Origin of the sequence: Streptomyces sp. 2A115, assembly GCF_052245575.1 — a bacterium.
Classification (GTDB): domain Bacteria; phylum Actinomycetota; class Actinomycetes; order Streptomycetales; family Streptomycetaceae; genus Streptomyces.
This window is the reverse complement of the sequence record NZ_JBQQCG010000116.1, coordinates 1-17,980: the sequence shown is the minus strand read 5'-3', so window position 1 is coordinate 17,980 and position 17,980 is coordinate 1. Positions and strand designations below refer to the sequence as shown.

Sequence of the window (17,980 nt, the reverse complement as noted above, 5' to 3'; positions counted from 1 at the left end):
AGGTAGACGAGCAGGACTCAAGGCGGGGCAGATCGCGTCAGGGCTCCGACCCGGCCCGGATCCGCTTCGCCCGCCCACCGGCCACGGCGTCAGCGGCACTGTCGATCAACGGCTGAATCCGGCGGTCAGACCGCTCAGCAGCTGGCGGCGGCCGAACGCGTACAGGATGATCAGGGGCAGGGTGGTGAGGACGACGGCGGCCAGGAGGGCGGGGACGTTGACCCCGTACTCGCCCTGGAAGGTCCACAGGGCGAGCGGCAGAGTCCGCTGGGAAGGGCTCTGGGTGAGGATGAGCGGCAGCAGGAATCCGTTCCAGATGGTCAGCGCGTTGAAGATGGTCACGGTGAGGATGGCCGGGCGGGTGAGCGGCGCTGCCAGGCGCCACAGCGTCCCCCACTCGGTGGCTCCGTCCACCCGCATCGAGTCGAACAGCTCCTTGGGCACGTCGCGGATGAAGTTGGCGAGTATCAGCACGGACAGCGGGATGGCGAAGGCGATCGACGGCAGGATCAGCGCCAGCAGGCTGTCGTACAGCTGCAGCTTGATGATGATCAGATAGACCGGGATGGCCGTCGCCTGCAGCGGGATGGCGAGGCCCATGAGGAACATGCCGTTCACCACGCGCAGGAACCGCATGCGCCAGCCGCGCACGATGGCGTAGGCAGCCATGAAGGAGACCGCGACCGCCGGCACCACCGCGCCGGCGGTGACCACGACGCTGTTCCAGAAGTAGCTGATGAAGTCGGACTCGAGGACCAGCTCGTAGTTGTCCAGTGTGGGCTCGGTCGGCGGCGCCAGCGGATTGCTCGCGTAGTAGCTGCTCCGGGCTTTGAGGCTGGTGATGAGAATCCAGTAGAGCGGTACGACGACGACGGCGAGCCAGAGCCATCCGGCCAGACCGCCGAGCCAGTTGCGCCGACGGGCGGTCGCACCGGGACGGTGCCCCCGCTCGCGTGGGGTGGTCTTCTGCGGTTGCGGCTTGGTCAGCGTGGTGGCCATGTCAGACTCCCTCAAGCTGGCTCTCACCGGCGTCCCGGCCACCGAGCCGGCGCAGCAGCAGGGCGATGGCGAGGCCCATCAGGACGAGGATGACCGCGATGGCGCTGGCCGGCCCCATCAGGTCGGCCTGGAAGCCCCGTTTGTACATGTCCAGCGCGAGGACCCGGGTGGCGTCTCCTGGGCCGCCCTCGGTCAGGACGAAGATGAGGTCGAAGAAGGTGAGCGAGCCGATCACCATCAGCGTCGACGAGGTGATGATGGTGTATTTGAGCTGGGGCAGCGTGATGCTGAAGAACTGGCGGATCTGCCCGGCGCCGTCCAGCTGTGCGGCCTCGTACAGGGACTGCGGGATCTGCTGGACGCCCCCCTGGTAGATCAGCGAGTGGAACGGGACGAACTGCCAGGAGACGACGAAGACGACGACGCCGAAGGCGAGCCAGGGGCGCCCCAGCCAGTCCTTGCTGAGCCACTCGAACCCCAGCCCGGCGCCCAGCCCGAAGTTGGGGTCAAGGAGCGCCCTGTACGCGACCGCGATCGCCGCGGAACTGAGCAGGAGCGGGACGAAGTAGATCAGGCTCAGCACCGCGCGGTAGCGCTGGCGGCCGGCCAGGAACGTGCCGAGCAGAATGCTCGCCGGAGTCTGAACCGCCCAGGACACGGCCATCACCAGGAACGTCACCCAGAGGGCGTGCGGCAGCCCGGGGTTGGTGAGCACCGCACGCCAGCTGGTCAGTCCGGACGGGTGGATGGTGCCGATCCCGTCCCACGTCGTGAAGCTCAGCACGAAGACGCCGACGAGCGGGACCACGGCGAAGCCGACGAAGAACAGCAGCGCCGGCACGGCCAGCCAGGGCAGGATGCTGCGCCGGCTCTCGCGCCCCGTAGAGCCCGTGAGTGCGCTCACTTGCCGATGACCTTGTTGAGACTGTCGGTGAACTGCTTCGGCGAGATGGACAGCTGGAACAGCTTGGCGATGTTGTCAAGGAGCGTCTCGGCGGCCGTCGGGCTGAGCGCCTGGTCCCAGGACTGGGCGAACGACTTCGCGTTGCTGGCGATGCCATTGACGAACTGCAGGAACTCAGCGCTCTCGGATGCGGCCAGCAGCTTCTCCGAGCCCTTCCGGATCGGCACCGCCCCGGTGTCGATCCACTCCTTCACCTCCTCGTCCGCGAGGACGCCGGTGGCGAAGAAGTCCTTCGCGATCTTCTTCTGCTTGGCGCTGGCCTTCGAGGAGATGGACAGGTACTGGGCGGGGTTGCCGACGGAGTTGCCCGGATCGCCCTTGCCGCCTTCGACGGGTGGGAAGTTCATGAAACCGAGACCGTCGCTGGAGACGAAGTCTCCGCCCTCGGTCTGCTGGATGCCGTACGACCAGGAGCCGTGCAGCATCATCGCGGCCTTGTCGGTGTACAGCAGCGCCTGGTCAGCGTTGGAGTCCGCGGTGATCGAGGAGAAGCCCTTGATGAATCCGCCCGCCTTGACCAGGTCCTGCACCTTGGTCAGCGCCTCGATGGCGGCCGGGTGGGACCAGGCGTCCTTCTCGCCGTCGAAGACGGCCTGGAACACCTCGGGGCCGCCGATGCGGTCGAACAGGAACTCCAGCCACATCATGTTCGTCCACCGGGACTGGCCGCCGAGGGAGAACGGCGCTGTGCCCTCCGCCTTGAACTTGGGCACCAGGGCCATGATGTCGTCCCAGGACTGGGGCGGCTCCACGCCGACGTCGTCGAAGACCCTCTTGTTGTAGAACAGGACGACCGGCTCCACGCTCTCGAACGGCATCGCGTAGATCCTGCCGTCGACGGTCGCCGCGCCGAACGAGGACGGGAAGAGCCGGTTCTTGATGTCAGGGTTCTCGTCGAACCACGGGGTGAGGTCGTCGACCTGGTCGGTCTCCACGTAGGTGCGCAGCGTGCCGCCGCCCCACCCCCAGATGATGGTGGGCGCTTTCCCGGCGCCGATGGCGGTCTTGATCTTCGTCTTGTAGGCGTCGTTCTCGAAGGTGGTGACCTCGATCTGCCCCTTGGGGTTGGCCTTGTTGAACCGCTCCACCGCACCGGTCCTGACGCCTTCCTGAGGCTGGCCGCTCAGGTGCCAGTACGTGGCCGAGCCGTCGCCGCCGCCCTTGCTGGGTCCGGACGAGCCGCAGGCCGCGAGGGCCGCGGAAGCCGGCACGCCGGCGGCCAGGCCGAGGAGGGTACGTCGGGAGAGCGCCATGTTCTTCTCCGCACTCGAGAGCCATCGGCTTCTCGTGAGTCATGGTGAAAGGTTTTCGAAACAGCCTTCTCCGAGCTCTGTTTGTGCAAATTAGATTTCGGGCTGACGCCCTGTCAAGGTGTGTGCAGGCGCGTTGTCGTGCTGCCGCCAGCCCCGTAATATCGGGCAAGAACGACCCTCGAGTAACCCTGGTAGGGACCGAAACTGTTTCGAAATCGACTGGTTGGGGACAGAGAGGTGACGCGATGGCTGCGGCTGACGCACTGTCGGTGCAGGTCATGCACAAGGTCGCGCAGCTCGGCAGCCGCTGCGTCGGCAACTGCCCGGGGCGTGTGGCCGAAGGCGGCGACGGACATGCGGAGAGTCCACAAGTGGCGCCTGTGGACGATGTGTTCGCGGGAACCCGGGAGTGTTCCGCCGGCAGAGGTCGCCCGACATGGTCCCGGTCACCTCACCCGGGTGTACGGCAGCCGCCGGTGACCGCGGTGGAGAGCGCCGGAGTGCTTGTCGAGTCGCAGCACGCGGTCCCGGAGGAGTCCCGGACCGGCGTCCCTGTGCTGCCGGCCTGGTCCGGGCGTTCATGCCAGGACCAGGAGGGCGCGGCGGCGATCGCCCGGCCGGCCGGAGCCTGCCCACCAAGCTGCGGGTGCGGATCCCCGCCGTCCGGGCGGTCGGGCGGGACAGTGCGGCAGTTGGCCCGCTGTGCCCAGATACGGCTGGAACCGGGCGCGAGCGCGCACGTACGGGTCGCACGCGTACCGGTCGGCGTGCATGCCCCGAACCGCGTTCACCGGACGCGATCTCACACAGATCCATCAGAAGCGCCCTAGGTTGAGGGGCTCGTTGGCACCTCTCCGGATGAGCTCGGTGCCGGGTTGCCGTACGGTTGACCGGTTCCACCCGCATTGCCGGCCCGACCGGCAGCTCACCACACCGGTGGACGTACAGCTGGGAGGAACCGATGCGTCCGAACGCCAGGCGCACCACCTTGGCGGACATCGCCCAAGCGGCGGGAGTCTCCATCGCGACCGTGTCCAAAGTGGTCAACGGTCGCGGTGACGTGGCGCCGCACACCCGCAGCCGGGTGCAGGAACTGCTGCATCAGCACGACTACCTCGCGCCCGTGTTCCGCCACACCGAGGTCGTCGAAAGCCCGACCATCGAGGTGCAGTTCAAGGGCGGTCTCAAGTCGTACGTGGCCGAGACCCTGGAAGGCATCATCGACTCCGCCGCCGAATCGGGGGCCTCGGTGGTGATCAGCAAGGCGTCCCATGCCCCGCACTGGGCCCGGGACCTGGTCTCAGCCGGGCGCCGCGCCGTCATCGCGGTCACCAGCGTGTACACCACAGCGCACCTGAACGAACTGGCTCGGTCCGGGCTGCCGTTGGTCGTGCTGGACCCACTGCACCTGCCGGACAGCCGCGTCCACAGCGTCGGGTCGACCAACTTCGCCGGCGGCCTGGCCGCGACCCGGCACCTGCTCTCCCTGGGCCACCGACGCGTCGCCTATATCGGCGGACCGGCCATGGCCGTATGCAACCAGGCACGCATGCACGGCTACCGCGCCGCCATGGAGGCGGAAGGAGCGCAGGTACCCGACGCCTACGTCCGGCCCGGAGAATTCACGTACGAGACCGGGTTGCTCGGCGCCACGGCGCTATTGGGCCTGCAAGAGCCACCGACGGCGATCTTCGCAGGCAACGACGAGATCGCCATCGGTGTCATCGAGACCGCCCGCACTCGAGGCCTGCGCGTCCCCGAAGACCTGAGCGTGGTCGGCTTCGACGACACAAGCCTTGCTCAGATGGCCTCACCGCAACTGACCACCGTGCGCCAGCCACTACGGGAGATGGGCGGTGCCGCCCTGCGCACCGCCCTCCGACTGGCCAACGGTGAAAAGGTCGAGTCCCACCACATCGAACTCGCCACCGAACTCGTGGTACGCGCCTCAACGGCGCCACCCCGCGAAGAGACTTCGGCGCGTAGGTAGTCGCAGGTGAGAGGTCGCATTGATTACAGCGGGTATCGACCATGTCGGGTTGCCCGGGGCGCAACGATGCCTTCAGGCAACCGACTTCAGGCTCTAGAAGAACCCAAGTTTCTTCGGACTGTATGAAACAAGAAGGTTCTTGGTCTGCTGTTGGTACACGCGTGGCGGCTGCGTTGATCTGCGAAAACGAGAGTGCTGTCGGTGATTGCCGCCAACTTGGTCCGGGAATGGTCCGGATCTTGCGCGACGGAACACCTCGGCTCGCGCGGGATGCACAACTCCCCGTGCTCCCCAGTCACCTGTGCCTCCAGCCGACCCCCGCGAGGAGCGAGCCATGCCCGAAGTGCCCGGCATCCCCGACACATCCGGCCGCTCCCGACCAGCCGGATCCTGACGCGGTCATCGATTCCTTGCCGAGCGCGGTGTCCTCTGCGCCTCGCCTATGGGCTGGTATCGCCCGGACGCGCACGAGCCGGTTCTCGGCACGGAACAGGGACGCGAGCGGATCTGGGCCGTGGAGCACGCCGAGATGCTGAACATGTCGGAAGCCTGCCCCCGGCCAGGCCGCGCCCGTGCCTGTCAGGCGGCGTTTCCCGCCGAGGTCCGGGCGGCACCAGGGACCGGGACGGCGCCCGTGTCCTCGGCAGCTGCGGCCTTCGCCGGTGCCCCGATTCCGAGCTTCTCGAGGATCTTCTTCTCGATCTCGTTGGCGAGGTCGGGGTTGTCCTTGAGGAACTTGCGGGCGTTCTCCTTGCCCTGGCCGAGCTGGTCGCCCTCGTACGTGTACCAGGCACCTGCCTTGCGGACGAAGCCGTGCTCCACGCCCATGTCGATCAGACCGCCCTCGCGGCTGATGCCCTGACCGTAGAGGATGTCGAACTCGGCCTGCTTGAAGGGCGGCGCGACCTTGTTCTTGACGACCTTGACGCGGGTACGGTTGCCGACCGCGTCCGCACCGTCCTTCAGGGTCTCGATGCGGCGGATGTCGAGCCGCACCGAGGCGTAGAACTTCAGCGCCCGGCCACCGGTCGTGGTCTCCGGGGAGCCGAACATCACGCCGATCTTCTCGCGCAGCTGGTTGATGAAGATCGCGGTGGTCTTGGACTGGCTCAGCGCGCCGGTGATCTTCCTCAGCGCCTGGCTCATCAGACGGGCCTGCAGACCCATGTGGGAGTCGCCCATCTCGCCCTCGATCTCGGCGCGTGGCACCAGGGCCGCGACGGAGTCGATCACGATCAAGTCGATCGCGCCGGAGCGGATCAGGATGTCGACGATCTCCAGAGCCTGCTCGCCGTTGTCCGGCTGGGAGAGGATCAGGTTGTCGATGTCGACGCCGAGCTTCTTGGCGTACTCGGGGTCAAGTGCGTGCTCGGCGTCGATGAAGGCCACCGAACCACCGGCCTTCTGCGCGTTCGCCACCGCGTGCAACGTCAGGGTCGTCTTGCCGGACGACTCCGGCCCGTATACCTCCACCACACGGCCGCGGGGCAGACCGCCCACGCCGAGCGCCACGTCCAGCGCGGTCGATCCTGTAGGGATCACCTCGATGGGCTCATTGGGCCGCTCGCCGAGGCGCATGACCGCGCCCCTGCCAAATTTCCGCTCGATCTGTGCGAGCGCGGTGTCCAGCGCCTTTTCGTGATCGGTTCCTGCCATGAGCTTTCACCCGGTCCGATTGTGTGGCACGCCGCACGTCGGAGAACGTGAGCGTCTACTGCCGACAACGGACGTCTCGGAGATCCCAGTAAACGAACATCCGATCGATTTGCGTGTCCAGTGAAAGGTACCAAACATGAGGGGAGCGGGACGGGTCGCGCACCGGACCGCTCCGGACGCAGACCGCGCCGCCGCCCGCTTTCCCTCGCTGAACCCGCGGCGCCGTCGAATGTCGTCCCTGCTTCCGAGAATGCCCTCCACCGACTTCGTGACGTGTGAGACCTCGTTGCGGTCGGCCTCCTCGCTGGCATGAGGTGTACTCAGGTGGCCGTGATCGATCGCGAAGTCGTAGTCACGCAGTCCTGCTGTGTCTCCCTAGCCGGCTCGAGTCACCTTGCTGAGTCTCGTTGACCTGTTCCCGATGACGTCGCACGTGGAGTGTGTGGCGATTCTCGAACCGGCTTCCAAGGTGCTCTGACCTGCGGTTTTCTTGGACTGCTCAGGTGCGTCGAGGTGTGCCCGACCTGTTTCCCTCAGTCCATCGCGTGGAGTGCGTCGCAGGCTCGCGCCACACGCCTCACCTGCTGCTTCGAACAGCGGGGTGCGGGCGATGAACGCTCCGCCTCGGCTTCGTGAGGGGCGGTGGGGGACGTGTCTCGACGCTCGTTCGACGCTGCTTCTGATGGGGCGTCACGAGACTCGTGTGCCTGAAACAGCAGCGAGGTTAATGATCAAACTCAGACTGCACGCGGGCTCAGGAGTTGGACGCCAGGCGCGGGTCGGTAGCGCGTGCTGAGATAACAGCCGAAAAGTCGCCGCGCCCGCCGTCGCCACCTTGGCGCCGTGCCGGTCGATCAACCAGGCGGTCTCGAGGAGGAGCAGGCTCGCCTGCGCGAAGTCGCTTCGTGAGCGCGCGATGAGCTCCTGCACGGCGCCCTCGTCGGCGAGCGTCTTGTCGACGCGATGCGCCCGCGCGACTGCTCGGCCAGCGGCCCCCGTCCAGCTTCTGCAAGACCCGGCCCGACGGCCGGCGTTCTCTTCACGAGGCAGAGACCGCCGATCCATGGATAAACCTTCCTCTCCCGCCCTTGCGCGGGCGCTCCTACGGTCGAGGCTGCGGGCGCTCACCGGCCCGCCGTACCGAAGGAGCAAGACCGTCATGAAGATGACTGGCAACACGATCCTGATCACCGGCGGAACCTCGGGTATCGGCCTCGGTCTGGCGGTGCGGCTGCACGAGGCCGGCAACAAGGTGATTGTCGCCGGCCGGCGCAAGGAACTCCTTGACGAGATCACGGCCGAGCACCCGGGCATCGACGGGCTCGTCCTCGATGTCGCGGACCCTGACTCGATCGCCCGGGCCCGTGAGACCGTGGCGGCGAGCCACCCGGGGCTGAACGTCCTGGTCAACAACGCCGGCATCCAGCTGCTGGAGAGCGTCCTTGACCCCGCCGGACTCCAGGTCGCCGAGGATCACGTCGCGACCAATCTGCTCGGCACGATCCGGATGACGTACGCCTTCCTGCCGCTGCTGGTGGGCAAGGACGACGCGGTCGTCATGAATGTCACCTCCGCGCTGGCGTTCGTACCGTTCCCGAGCACCCCGACCTACAGCGCGACCAAGGCCGCGCTGCACTCCTTCTCCGAGAGCCTGCGCATCCAGCTCGCCGGTGCTGACGCCGGCGTCCAGGTGATAGAGGTGGTCCCGGCGGGCGTGCGCACGACCCTGATGGGCCAGCAGGACAGCGAGCAGGCCATGCCGTTGGACGATTTCCTCACGGAGGTCCTCGATCTGCTGCGTGAGAAGCCCGACGCGAAGGAGCTGGTCGTCGAGCCCGCAAGGTTCATCCGCGACGCGGTGGCCACCGGCTCCTACGACGACGTCCTCGCCATGATGACCGGCAGCTGACCGACCTGTAGTGACCGACGCGGAACAGCAGCACGCGGGCGGGTCCTGTGAGGCCACATCATGGGCGAACGCGAGCTGGTCCCGTCTCGGATGGTCCTCACCGAAGACGCGGAACGGTCAGGAAGCGCCTTCGGGTTCGCCCCGGCCGTCGCACTGGAGGCGACCGGCTCTTTCCTGAGTGTTGAGGGGCACGCGAGCGGCCGTCTGACACGGCGAACATAGTCGTGTCGGCGGAGCGATGAGGCCGGGGCCGGTCAAAGCGTTGGGTGTCCTCGACGGGGACCGTCGCGGCGGCCCGTCTTCCAGACCCAGGGCCTGCGGCGGCGCACCGCGGACAGTCGGCGCATGTCCCAGCGGGTCGTGCGGTCCGGTGACCATCGGGTCTTCTGGCTGCGCGGCCCTCGGCGTCGGCCGTACGAGCGGCTTCGCGTGGGTGGGGGAGGAGGGCTCAGCCATGGATCGGCGGTCTCTGGATAGCCGGGCGGGATGCCGCGAGGATGAGGGCATGGACAAGAAGGAACTGGCGGAATTCCTGCGCCACCGGCGCGAGACGCTACGGCCCCGCGACGTCGGGCTGGTGGAGGGGTCGCGCAGGCGTACGCAGGGGCTGCGCCGCGAGGAGGTCGCGCAGCTCGCCGGCATGTCCACCGACTACTACGCCCGGCTGGAGCAGCAGCGTGCTCCGCAGCCCTCCGTCCAGATCACCGCGGCACTCGCGCGGGCGCTGCGGCTGACCCTGGATGAACGCGACCATCTCTTCGTCCTCATCGGCCACAACGCGCCGGCCCGTTTCCACCGCTCCGAACACGTCAGCCCGACACTGATGCGAGTCCTGGACCGCCTGGACGACACCCCGGCCCTGGTAACGACCGACCTGGTCGACACCCTCGCGATGAACCCCTTGGCCGTCGCGCTGCTCGGCGACCAGATGCGCCACACCGGTCTGGCCCGCAGCGGCTACTACCGCTGGTTCATGGACCCGGCCGAGCGTCTGGTGTATCCCGAGGAGACCCACGAACAGCACGGCCGCGCCCAGGCAGCGCGCCTGCGGGCCGCGCTGACAGCCGGCAGCGACACCCCCCGAGCCGCCCGGATCCTCGCCGAACTCCAGGAACACAGCCCCGAGTTCGTCCGCATGTGGGAACTGCAGGAGGTCGCCCGCTACGGCGACTGCAAGACCCTCCTCCATCCCGAACTCGGCCGCATCGACGTCGACGCCCAGCTGCTGTACACCGAGAACCGCGCGCAGACCCTGGTGGTGCTGACCACTCGTCCCGGCACGGAGAGCCACAGCAAACTCGAACTGCTCTCCGTCATCGGACACCAGCAGCTCACCCCCTGACGTCCGGGACCGGGGACCGGGCCGGGCTCGCGCGGCAGGGGCCGGACAAGGGCACCCTGGAATGGTGCAGCCGGCACGGCTTCTGCCCTGCACTCTGCGGCCAGAAATGTCGGCCCCCGCAGTGTCCGGGCTCCCGTGGTCGGGACGCCGGTTTGACCGGATGCCGCCTCCGCTTTACGCTCGAGTGCATACGGAGGCGGCATCCGCTTTGGTGCGACCGCCAAATCACGGTAGGCAGGAGGGCGTATGAGCGCCGTCGAACAGCGAGGACGCAAGCCGCGCGCGGACGTCCAGCGCAACCGCGCGGCCCTCCTGGAGACCGCGCAGCGTCACTTCCTGCAGCACGGGGTCGGCACCTCGCTCGAGGCGGTGGCCAAGGAGGCGGGCGTCGGGCCCGGCACCCTGTACCGGCACTTCCCCACCCGGGAAGCGCTGCTGGCGGCCGTGCTTCAGACACGCTCCGAGGAGCTGGTGGCCCGACAGGCGGACATCGACCAGCTCGGCGACCCGGCCGAGGCGCTGGAGCAGTGGCTGCGGGCGATGGAGGAGTACTTCAGCGCCTTCAGCGGGCTGCCGGACCCGCTCATGGCCGCGGCCCGGGCGCAGGAGCCGGACAACCCGCTGACGATTCCCTGCGACATCCTCATCTCCGCCACCGATCAGTACGTGCGCGCCGCGCAGCTCGCGGGGCGCGTGCGTGCCTCGGTGCGGGGGCACGACCTGTTCCTCGCGGCCTGTTCCGTTGCCTGGATCAAGGGCACCGGTACCGAGGAGGAGTCGCTCGACCGGCTCCGCACCCTCATCGCGACCGGCTATCGCCAGCCGGACAACCAGGCGTAAACCGCCAAACACCCCGCCCCGACGCTCGCAACGCCGGGTCGCACCACCACCCGGCCATTACATCGCGCTGCCCTCAGGGGCGGCACAACCCCCCAAGGGACAAATCATGAAAATTACTGTCATAGGCGCCGGTGCCATCGGCGGGAACCTCGCTGTCAAGCTCAGCACGGCCGGTCACGACGTCCAGGTGGCCGACGCCCGCGGCCCCGAGGCCGTCCGGGCACAGGTGCTGGAGTCCGGGGCTCGCGCGGTGGACCTTGCCGACGCCGTCCAGGGCCGGGACGTCATCGTCCTGTCGATCCCGTTCGGGGTGGCCGTCCAACTGGCGGACCTGTTCGCGTCGGTGCCCGACAAGACGGTGACCATCGACACCGCGAACTACTACCCCGGCATGCTCGGCGAGCCGATCGAGGCGGTGGACAACGGCCAGGTCGAGAGCGTGTACACCGCCGAGCTGCTCGGCCGCCCCGTCATCAAGGCGTGGAACGCCGCCCTGGCCGAAACCCAGCGGACCCGGGGTGTTCCGGCCGGAACACCCGGCCGCCTCGCCATCCCCGTCGCCGGCGACGCCGAGGAGGCGCGGCGCGTAGCCATGCAGCTCGTGGACGACACCGGCTTCGACCCCTACGACGCCGGCACCCTGGCCGACTCCTGGCGCCAGCAGCCCAACAGCCCCGCCTACTGCACCGAGTTGACCCTCGACGAGCTGCCGGCGGCCCTGGCCGCGGCCGACCGCACCAAGGACGCGGCCATCCGCGACAGCCTCCCGGAACGCTTCGCCGCCCTCCCGGCCAACCCCACCGTCGACGACGTCGTCGAGATGAACCGCGCCGCCCACCGCTGAGACACCCCACGCGGCTCTCGTACACGCAACGGCACGAGAGCGGCAGCGCCGACAGCCCGCGAAAACACAAGACGAACACAAAGAGCGGGGCTCACTTCGGCACGGCCGCCATCACTCACCTACACCACCGTGTCCGCGGTCGGCCGCAGTCCCGGTCCGCCGCAGGGACCAAGCCCCGGAACCTCGATCACCGACACCGGGGTTCCGTTCGGACAAGGAGTTTCATTATTAAGATCGGCATTCTCGGCACCGGGAACATCGGCAAGACGTTGACCAGGCGGTTGAGCGCGGCCGGGCACGAGGTGAAGGTAGCCAATTCGCGCGGCCCGGAGACGATCGAGGCGGACGTGCTGGCCTCGGGCGGACGCGCGGTGACCGCGGCGGAAGCCGTCGTGGACGTCGACGCCGTGATCCTCTCCATTCCCTTCGACCGCATTCCGCAGGTAGCACCGCTGATCGCCAAGGTGCCGGCTGACACGGTGGTCATCGACACGTCGAACTACATCCCGCACCGGGACAACCCGATCGCGGCTATCGAGGACGGCCAGGCCGAGAGCGTGTGGGCCGCCAAGCAGCTGGGCCGAGCCATCGTCAAGGCGTGGAACTCGATCGGAGCCGAGTCGTTCGCGCACAGGAACAAGCCGGCAGGAAGCGCGGACCGCATCGCGCTTCCCGTCGCGGCCGACAGCCGGCGAGAGCGTGGCCTGGCCATGGCACTCGTCGAGGACACCGGGTTCGACGCCTTTGATGCGGGGCCGCTCGCGCAATCGTGGCGGCAGCAGCCCGGCACACCCGCCTACTGCACGGATCTCACCCGTCAGGAGCTGCCGGACGCACTGGCGGCGGCCGACGCGGCGCGATCACCGAAGCGGCGCGACCTCGGGTTCGCCGTGGTCCAGGAACGCTTCGGGGCCGGCGTGCAACCGGACGCGGAATACCTTGTCCGCCTGAACCGCGCAATTTGCATGTGAGCAGGGACGGGGGCGATCAACGGAACGGACGGTGACCTGTTCATCACCGGCGACACCGGACACCTCCAGGTCGGCGAGTTCAGCATCGCCGGGGCGCATGGATCCGACGCCGAGCTCAGCTGCTCACCGTACCCGAGCGGTACTTCGACCCCGCGCTCCAAGGGCTGCGCGGTACCCCCGCATACAACGTCGGCGCCGCCTACGCCCAGATCCAGCGCGACCTGACGAAGGGCGGCTCCGAGGTGCCCGACTTCGCCCACGCAGCCCGACACCACCGACTCCTCGACCGGATCGAACGCACGGCGGAGCACGCCTGACCGGAGTCCTCGGAAGGGGCTTCGCCACGCGGCGGGCACTCGCGGCAGCGTTGCTCCCGGCGCGGACTATGTGCGGGCAAGCGCCCCTGCCGCCGCACTCCCGGGTAGGCGGGGAAGTAGGCGTCGTGGTGACGGCTGCCACCTGCGTCGTTCCAGAAGTGCAGCGGCACGGACGGCATCGGTCGCGTGATCACCAGCTCGGCGGTCTGCCAACGGACCGGCCCGCCCGCCGGACCCCACGCCTCCAGCGTGACACCCAGGGACGGACCGGACAGCTCACCGTGCCGGACCGGCAGGATCGTGCGCCGCCGACGAGCGCGGTCGCCACGCCCGTCCCACCGCTCGCGGACTGCACCTCGACGTGTTCCCCGACCCGGGTGCGGATCCACTCGTACGCGGAAGCCGACAGGTGTGATCCGGCTGAGACGTCGTCAGGCGCCGTTTACGTTGGCCTCGGTGTGCCGGCTTTAGGTCGCCGTTCAGGGACCGCGCGAGTTCTGGCATCGGACGGTTTGGACGTCGTGTGGTCGTGTGGTGCTTTTTGGTCAGGGGGTGGGGTTGGGGTAGAAGGCGTTGATCTCGGCCAGGACGCGGTCGGGTGCTTCGTGGAGGAGGAAGTGTCCGGCCCCGGGGACGACGGCTGAGGTGGCGTGGGGGGCGGCGTCCTGGAGGGGCGGCAGGAACGCGTCGGCGAGGCCGGCCTGGGTGATCAGGTGGACCGGGATGGTCAGCGGGGTGTCCTGGAGTTTGGTGTTGTCGGCCTCGTCCTGGGTCAGGGTCCGGTAGAGCCCGAAGCCGGCGTGCAGGACCTGGGGGCGGGAGTACACCCGGACGAACTCGGCGAGTTCGTCGTCGGAGACGTTCTCGCCGGCGGTCTTCACACTCTGGAAGAAGTAAGTGAGGAAGGTTTCGACCCGGCCGGTGACCAGTTCCTCGGCGAGCGGATTCTGCAGGAAGAAGGAGAAGTGCCAGAACATCGATTCGAGGGTGGCGAACTTCAGGTTCTTGCCGACGAGGGCGGCGTCCATGAGGAACAGGCCCGCCACCTGGTCGCGGTACTGGGCGGCCAGCGGGTAGGCGACGTTGAGGCCGTGGTCGTGGGCGACGACCTGTACGTTCTCGCGGTGGCCGAGGTGGTTGAGCAGCTTGTGGACGTAGGTGGCCAGGACCGTCTTGGTCATGGAGCGCGGGTTTCCGGTCGAGTCGCCCAGGCCCGGCAGGTCGATGGCGATGACGGTGCGGCCGGGCAGCAGTGAGGGCATGATCGGGCGGTACTCGTACCAGCTCTGCGGCCAGCCGTGCAGCAGCACCATGACCTGCGGGCCGTCGCCGCCGATGACGTAGTGCATCTGCACGTCGTCGATGGTGGTGAAGCCGTGCCGGAAGAGCTTGTTGAACTCGGCGTCGTCCTTGGTCGCCGTGTCGTAGCCGGGGCTGAGCGGCTCCTCCGACCCGACGGCTACGGCGGTGGTGAAAGCGTTCATTGCGGTGTTACGTCCTTTTTTAGGGGCCCTTGCAGGAAGATCGTGTTGTCGCACGGTGGAGATGTACGTGATCCCGTGTTTTCTGGGGGGTGTGACCAGCCGCGGCGGAAGCCGTGGGAGGTCGGTGACGGGTTGTGGGTGGTGATCGAGCCGCTGTTGCCGAAGCGTGAGCGGCGGTTCCGGTACCCGGGGCGTAAGCGGGTCGATGACCGCAGGACGCTCTAGGGTGTGCTGTTCGTCCTGTACACAGGTGTCCAGTGGGAGTCCTGCCGCAGGAGTTGGGGTTCGGTTCCGGTCCTGCCTGCTGGCGGCGGCTGGCCGAGTGGCAGAGGGCCGGGGTGTGGGAGGAGCTCCAGCGGGTGCTGCTGGACGGGTTGCGGGCGGCGGACCGTCTCGGCTTCTCCCGCGCCACCATCGACGCCTCTCATGTGCAGGCCAAGCGGGGGCGAAGCAGCCCGAAAGTCGGTCCGAGCCTTGTTGACCGCGGGCGGCCGGGCTCGAAGCCTCACGTGCTGACCGATGCCCGCGGCACTCCGCTGTGGGTGGCGCTGACCGGCGGTCACCGCCACGACGAAAGCACCCCTAGAAGCGATGTGGCCACGTGAGATGGATGAGCCGCCGGGAAATGCGCCAGCCGTCATCGGTGCGTCGCAGGTCGTCGGCGTAGACGACGCTGGCGACACCGCCGCCCTCCAGCAGGCTCAGACCTTTGGATCGGGCCCGCACCTCGTCGCCCGGGCCTTCCGACACGACGATGTTCGTCGTGTGGTGCGCTTTCGCGTGTCCGGGAGCGTTCATGAAGGTCGCGATCGCGTCCAGCCCGACGACCGGGTCGCCGCCGAAGACGCTGCCGTCCCACACCGCGTCTTCGGTGAGGCATTCGCCGAGACGGTCCAGTTCATGGTCGTCCATGATGTGCGCCCACAGCGCCACGGCCCTGCTGATTTCGGCAGTGTCCTCATTCGTGGGTTTCACGTTCGGCTCTCCATTTTGGGCGTTGCTGGATCAGGCCGGGGCAGCAGCCGAAGGCGTCTGTCTCCCCGCTGGCGGAACGGAACTACCGCGGTGAGTCGGTGTGCGGCCGCGGGCAGGAGTTCCGGTCCCACCTCTTCCGCGATGCTCTCCACTCACCTCCAGTCGGCGATCGAGAAGCTGCCGCCCGCGGGCCGGACAACCGTGGCGGTCAGTTCCCTCACGCGATCGGCAGGTACCGGAACGCCCGGGGCCTGGAAGATCCATTCCATCGTCTTGTCCAAGCTCACGTCCTTGGGCACTTCCCCGAAGTAGGGCTTGCAGTAGAGGGGTGTGCCCGGTTCGCTGCGCCAGCTGTCGGCGAGCGTGCCGATGTCCACCGCGTCGTAGCCGAGGAGGTCGAGCAACTCCACGACCTCCGCCTTGGCGGCGGCGTCGTCGCCGGCGATCGGCATGGCACTGCGGTCCGGCGCACCCGAGGGGCGGGCAAGGCTGAACAGCTGGCTGACGACGATGTTGCTGGCCGCTTTGACCACACGGGAGTCGGCCAGGTGGCGCTGCACCAGCTCGCTGCTCGTCAGCTCGTTCGCGTCCAGCTCGGCGATGCGGCCGTCGCGCTCCGGGTAGTAGTTCAGCGTGTCGATCACGATCTTGCCCGCCAGCGGCTGTGCCGGGATCTTCTCGTAGGCGCTCAGCGGGATGGACACCACTACCAGGTCCCCGGCCTCGGCGGCCTCGGCGGGAGTGGCCGCCCGGGCGCGGGGGCCGAGTTCGGCGACGAGACCGGTGAGGGACTCGGGGCCGCGGGAGTTGCTCAGGACGACGTCCAGGCCGGCGGCGACAGCAAGGCGGGCCAGGATGCCGCCGACGTTGCCACTGCCGATAATGCCGAGTGTCTTGCTCATGGTGCTCTGTTCTCCCATGGGATGAGGAAATGCCGGACCGGCCACAGCCACGAACCGTAACCGGACCGGCTGGTCATGTTGACTACCGTACCACCTAACCGGACCGCCCGGTCATGCTGCGTAGAGTGGACCCATGAGCACTGAAGAAGAAGCCGTTGCAGCACCGCCCGCGCGACGGATGAGAGCCGACGCGGTGCGGACGCGCAAGGCGCTGCTGAAGGCTGCCGCGGAGGTGTTCGCCGAGCACGGCGCGGAAGGGTCCACTGCACAGATCGCGGCACGGGCGGGGATCGGAAAGGGAACCGTCTTCCGGCATTTCCCCACCAAGGAGCACCTGTTCGCCGCGATCATCAGCGAAGAAATCGACGGACTGGTGACAGTGGGCCGCCAGCAGACCGAGCAGGCCGACGCCGACACCGCCCTGCTGCAGTTCATGAGCGCGGGCGTCGATCTCTACGCAAACAACCGGGCGCTCGCGGAGGCACTCCGCATGGTGCCGGATCTTCGACACCCGGAAATACAGGCCGGACAGGAGCAGCTGATCGCCACAGCCGAGTCACTGGCGCGGCGGGCGCAACGCGACGGCTCACTCCGTGCGGACCTGAACGGGCAGGACGTGATGCTGCTGATCTGCGGCGTGTACTACACCGCCGCACCCCTGCTGGCTGCCGATCCGTCGGCCTGGCGGCGCTACCTGCGGCTCACCTTCGACGGCATGTGCGCCACCGGCACCGGGCCGCTACCCCCGGCACTCTTCCAGGACTCCTTGCTGCCGACGGTCCGGTAGGGGCGACGCGATGCCCCCCGAGGCCGATCCTCACAGGGCGTCTTTATTGGTCTGAGTCGGTGATCAGTCGGCTCCCTCGGGGCTGCTGCATAGCGTTAAGCCGCTTGAGGGAGATCCTTGGGTTTCGTTCCGGTGTTTCGGTCGGAGCGTTCGAGGATCTTGAAGAGCTGTCCGCAGATGGCTCGCTTGAGGCAGCGTGGTGCGTCGCGTGAGGTCTTGCCTTCGGCGACTCGGCGGGCGACGTACGTCTTCCTCGCCGGGCCCAACCGCATCCGGATGAGCATGATGGTGTGCAGCGCCCGGGTGGTCCTCGGTGACGCTGTCGCCGGCCAGTACCGCGAAGACCTGGACGAGTCCCGGGCGAGTCGCGTTGTACTCGAAGAGCTGAGCCATCATCTCCAGCGGCCAGACGCAGTCGTGCAACGCGGCGGAGACCGTGTCCGACTGGTCACGCGCCTAACCCGCGGCCCGGCCTCACCGAGCCCTCCACCGAAGGGGCGTTGATCATTAGGACGCCGACGAGTCGGCCCCTTCGAAGCGGCGGGGACTGGAAGATGCGGTCATCGCAGAGAAGGGTGAGCGGACGCGAGTGACCGGTCGGCACCCCCTCCAGCCCGCCAGGTCGCACCTCTTTGACAATACGGATACCGCCTCCGTATTGTCGACAGGGATGCGGATGCATCCTCCGTTTTCCCTCACCACACCCCACTGCAACTATGGAGAAGCGATGCCAACTCTGGGAATCAT

General features: G+C 67.9%; 15 protein-coding genes and 1 pseudogene. 8 read left to right on the top strand and 8 right to left on the bottom strand.

The features are described from left to right. Positions 1-105: 105 nt before the first annotated feature. Genes ACTWQR_RS50715 through ACTWQR_RS50705 form a run of 3 tightly spaced genes read right to left on the bottom strand, consistent with a single transcriptional unit; the run spans position 106 to position 3,216 of the window. Complete coding sequence (locus ACTWQR_RS50715) at positions 106-999, bottom strand: carbohydrate ABC transporter permease (protein ID WP_443234127.1); 894 nt, start codon at positions 997-999, stop codon at positions 106-108. A gap of 1 nt (position 1,000) precedes the next feature. Beyond that, the gene (locus tag ACTWQR_RS50710; protein ID WP_443234126.1) at positions 1,001-1,903 is read right to left on the bottom strand and encodes a carbohydrate ABC transporter permease; all 903 of its coding nucleotides are present in this window, start codon (positions 1,901-1,903) and stop codon (positions 1,001-1,003) included. Further along, positions 1,900-3,216 carry an extracellular solute-binding protein gene (locus tag ACTWQR_RS50705; RefSeq protein WP_443234125.1) on the bottom strand — a complete coding sequence of 439 codons (1,317 nt, stop codon included), beginning with the start codon at positions 3,214-3,216 and terminating at the stop codon, positions 1,900-1,902. Before ACTWQR_RS50705 ends, ACTWQR_RS50710 begins: the two co-directional genes overlap by 4 nt. Positions 3,217-4,177: 961 nt before the next feature. On the opposite strand from ACTWQR_RS50705, the gene ACTWQR_RS50700 reads away from it, so the two are divergent. After that, positions 4,178-5,206, top strand: a complete 1,029-nt coding sequence (locus ACTWQR_RS50700) for a LacI family DNA-binding transcriptional regulator (protein WP_443234124.1) — start codon at positions 4,178-4,180, stop codon at positions 5,204-5,206. Between the two features lie 579 nt (positions 5,207-5,785). Here ACTWQR_RS50700 and recA read toward each other — a convergent pair. Next, entirely contained in the window at positions 5,786-6,862 is a 1,077-nt protein-coding gene (gene recA / locus ACTWQR_RS50695; RefSeq protein WP_443234123.1) for a recombinase RecA, read from the bottom strand. 690 nt (positions 6,863-7,552) lie between these two features. After that, positions 7,553-7,792, bottom strand: a complete 240-nt coding sequence (locus ACTWQR_RS50690) for a hypothetical protein (protein ID WP_328349333.1) — start codon at positions 7,790-7,792, stop codon at positions 7,553-7,555. 229 nt (positions 7,793-8,021) lie between these two features. Here ACTWQR_RS50690 and ACTWQR_RS50685 point away from each other — a divergent pair, with 229 nt between their 5' ends. From ACTWQR_RS50685 to ACTWQR_RS50665, 5 genes are all read left to right on the top strand, one after another. Beyond that, the gene (locus ACTWQR_RS50685) at positions 8,022-8,771 is read left to right on the top strand and encodes an SDR family oxidoreductase (RefSeq protein WP_443234122.1); all 750 of its coding nucleotides are present in this window, start codon (positions 8,022-8,024) and stop codon (positions 8,769-8,771) included. Positions 8,772-9,276: 505 nt separating this feature from the next. Further along, the gene (locus ACTWQR_RS50680) at positions 9,277-10,113 is read left to right on the top strand and encodes a helix-turn-helix transcriptional regulator (protein WP_443234121.1); all 837 of its coding nucleotides are present in this window, start codon (positions 9,277-9,279) and stop codon (positions 10,111-10,113) included. Between the two features lie 246 nt (positions 10,114-10,359). Further along, on the top strand, positions 10,360-10,953 hold the full coding sequence (locus tag ACTWQR_RS50675; RefSeq protein ID WP_443234120.1) for a TetR/AcrR family transcriptional regulator: 594 nt from the start codon (positions 10,360-10,362) through the stop codon (positions 10,951-10,953). A 106-nt stretch (positions 10,954-11,059) separates the two neighbouring features. Next, a complete protein-coding gene (locus ACTWQR_RS50670; RefSeq protein ID WP_443234119.1) occupies positions 11,060-11,797 on the top strand; it encodes an NADPH-dependent F420 reductase in 738 nt (245 codons plus the stop codon). Between the two features lie 224 nt (positions 11,798-12,021). Beyond that, a complete protein-coding gene (locus tag ACTWQR_RS50665; protein WP_443234137.1) occupies positions 12,022-12,768 on the top strand; it encodes an NADPH-dependent F420 reductase in 747 nt (248 codons plus the stop codon). Between the two features lie 862 nt (positions 12,769-13,630). On the opposite strand, the gene ACTWQR_RS50660 is transcribed toward ACTWQR_RS50665, so the two are convergent. After that, a complete protein-coding gene (locus ACTWQR_RS50660) occupies positions 13,631-14,569 on the bottom strand; it encodes an alpha/beta fold hydrolase (protein WP_443234118.1) in 939 nt (312 codons plus the stop codon). Positions 14,570-14,644: 75 nt separating this feature from the next. On the opposite strand from ACTWQR_RS50660, the pseudogene ACTWQR_RS50655 reads away from it, so the two are divergent. Next, positions 14,645-15,141: pseudogene (locus ACTWQR_RS50655) on the top strand (IS5 family transposase); the annotation flags it as partial. A 10-nt stretch (positions 15,142-15,151) separates the two neighbouring features. Here the strand turns inward: ACTWQR_RS50655 and ACTWQR_RS50650 are convergent. Further along, positions 15,152-15,544 (bottom strand): nuclear transport factor 2 family protein, encoded by a 393-nt coding sequence (locus ACTWQR_RS50650; protein WP_443234117.1) that lies wholly within the window; start codon positions 15,542-15,544, stop codon positions 15,152-15,154. A 152-nt stretch (positions 15,545-15,696) separates the two neighbouring features. Next, the gene (locus tag ACTWQR_RS50645; RefSeq protein WP_443234116.1) at positions 15,697-16,446 is read right to left on the bottom strand and encodes an NADPH-dependent F420 reductase; all 750 of its coding nucleotides are present in this window, start codon (positions 16,444-16,446) and stop codon (positions 15,697-15,699) included. A 133-nt stretch (positions 16,447-16,579) separates the two neighbouring features. Between ACTWQR_RS50645 and ACTWQR_RS50640 the strand changes: the two genes are divergently transcribed. Then, positions 16,580-17,233 (top strand): TetR/AcrR family transcriptional regulator, encoded by a 654-nt coding sequence (locus ACTWQR_RS50640; RefSeq protein WP_443234115.1) that lies wholly within the window; start codon positions 16,580-16,582, stop codon positions 17,231-17,233. The last annotated feature ends 747 nt before the right edge of the window (positions 17,234-17,980 follow it).

Bases quoted from the DNA above. Each gene is read 5' to 3' on its own strand.
- ACTWQR_RS50715 (WP_443234127.1), bottom strand. From the start codon at position 999: ATGGCCACCACGCTGACCAAGCCGCAACCGCAGAAGACCACCCCACGC.
- ACTWQR_RS50705 (WP_443234125.1), bottom strand. From the start codon at position 3,216: ATGGCGCTCTCCCGACGTACCCTCCTCGGCCTGGCCGCCGGCGTGCCG.
- ACTWQR_RS50700 (WP_443234124.1), top strand. From the start codon at position 4,178: ATGCGTCCGAACGCCAGGCGCACCACCTTGGCGGACATCGCCCAAGCG.
- recA (WP_443234123.1), bottom strand. From the start codon at position 6,862: ATGGCAGGAACCGATCACGAAAAGGCGCTGGACACCGCGCTCGCACAG.
- ACTWQR_RS50685 (WP_443234122.1), top strand. From the start codon at position 8,022: ATGAAGATGACTGGCAACACGATCCTGATCACCGGCGGAACCTCGGGT.
- ACTWQR_RS50680 (WP_443234121.1), top strand. From the start codon at position 9,277: ATGGACAAGAAGGAACTGGCGGAATTCCTGCGCCACCGGCGCGAGACG.
- ACTWQR_RS50675 (WP_443234120.1), top strand. From the start codon at position 10,360: ATGAGCGCCGTCGAACAGCGAGGACGCAAGCCGCGCGCGGACGTCCAG.
- ACTWQR_RS50670 (WP_443234119.1), top strand. From the start codon at position 11,060: ATGAAAATTACTGTCATAGGCGCCGGTGCCATCGGCGGGAACCTCGCT.
- ACTWQR_RS50660 (WP_443234118.1), bottom strand. From the start codon at position 14,569: ATGAACGCTTTCACCACCGCCGTAGCCGTCGGGTCGGAGGAGCCGCTC.
- ACTWQR_RS50645 (WP_443234116.1), bottom strand. From the start codon at position 16,446: ATGAGCAAGACACTCGGCATTATCGGCAGTGGCAACGTCGGCGGCATC.
- ACTWQR_RS50640 (WP_443234115.1), top strand. From the start codon at position 16,580: ATGAGCACTGAAGAAGAAGCCGTTGCAGCACCGCCCGCGCGACGGATG.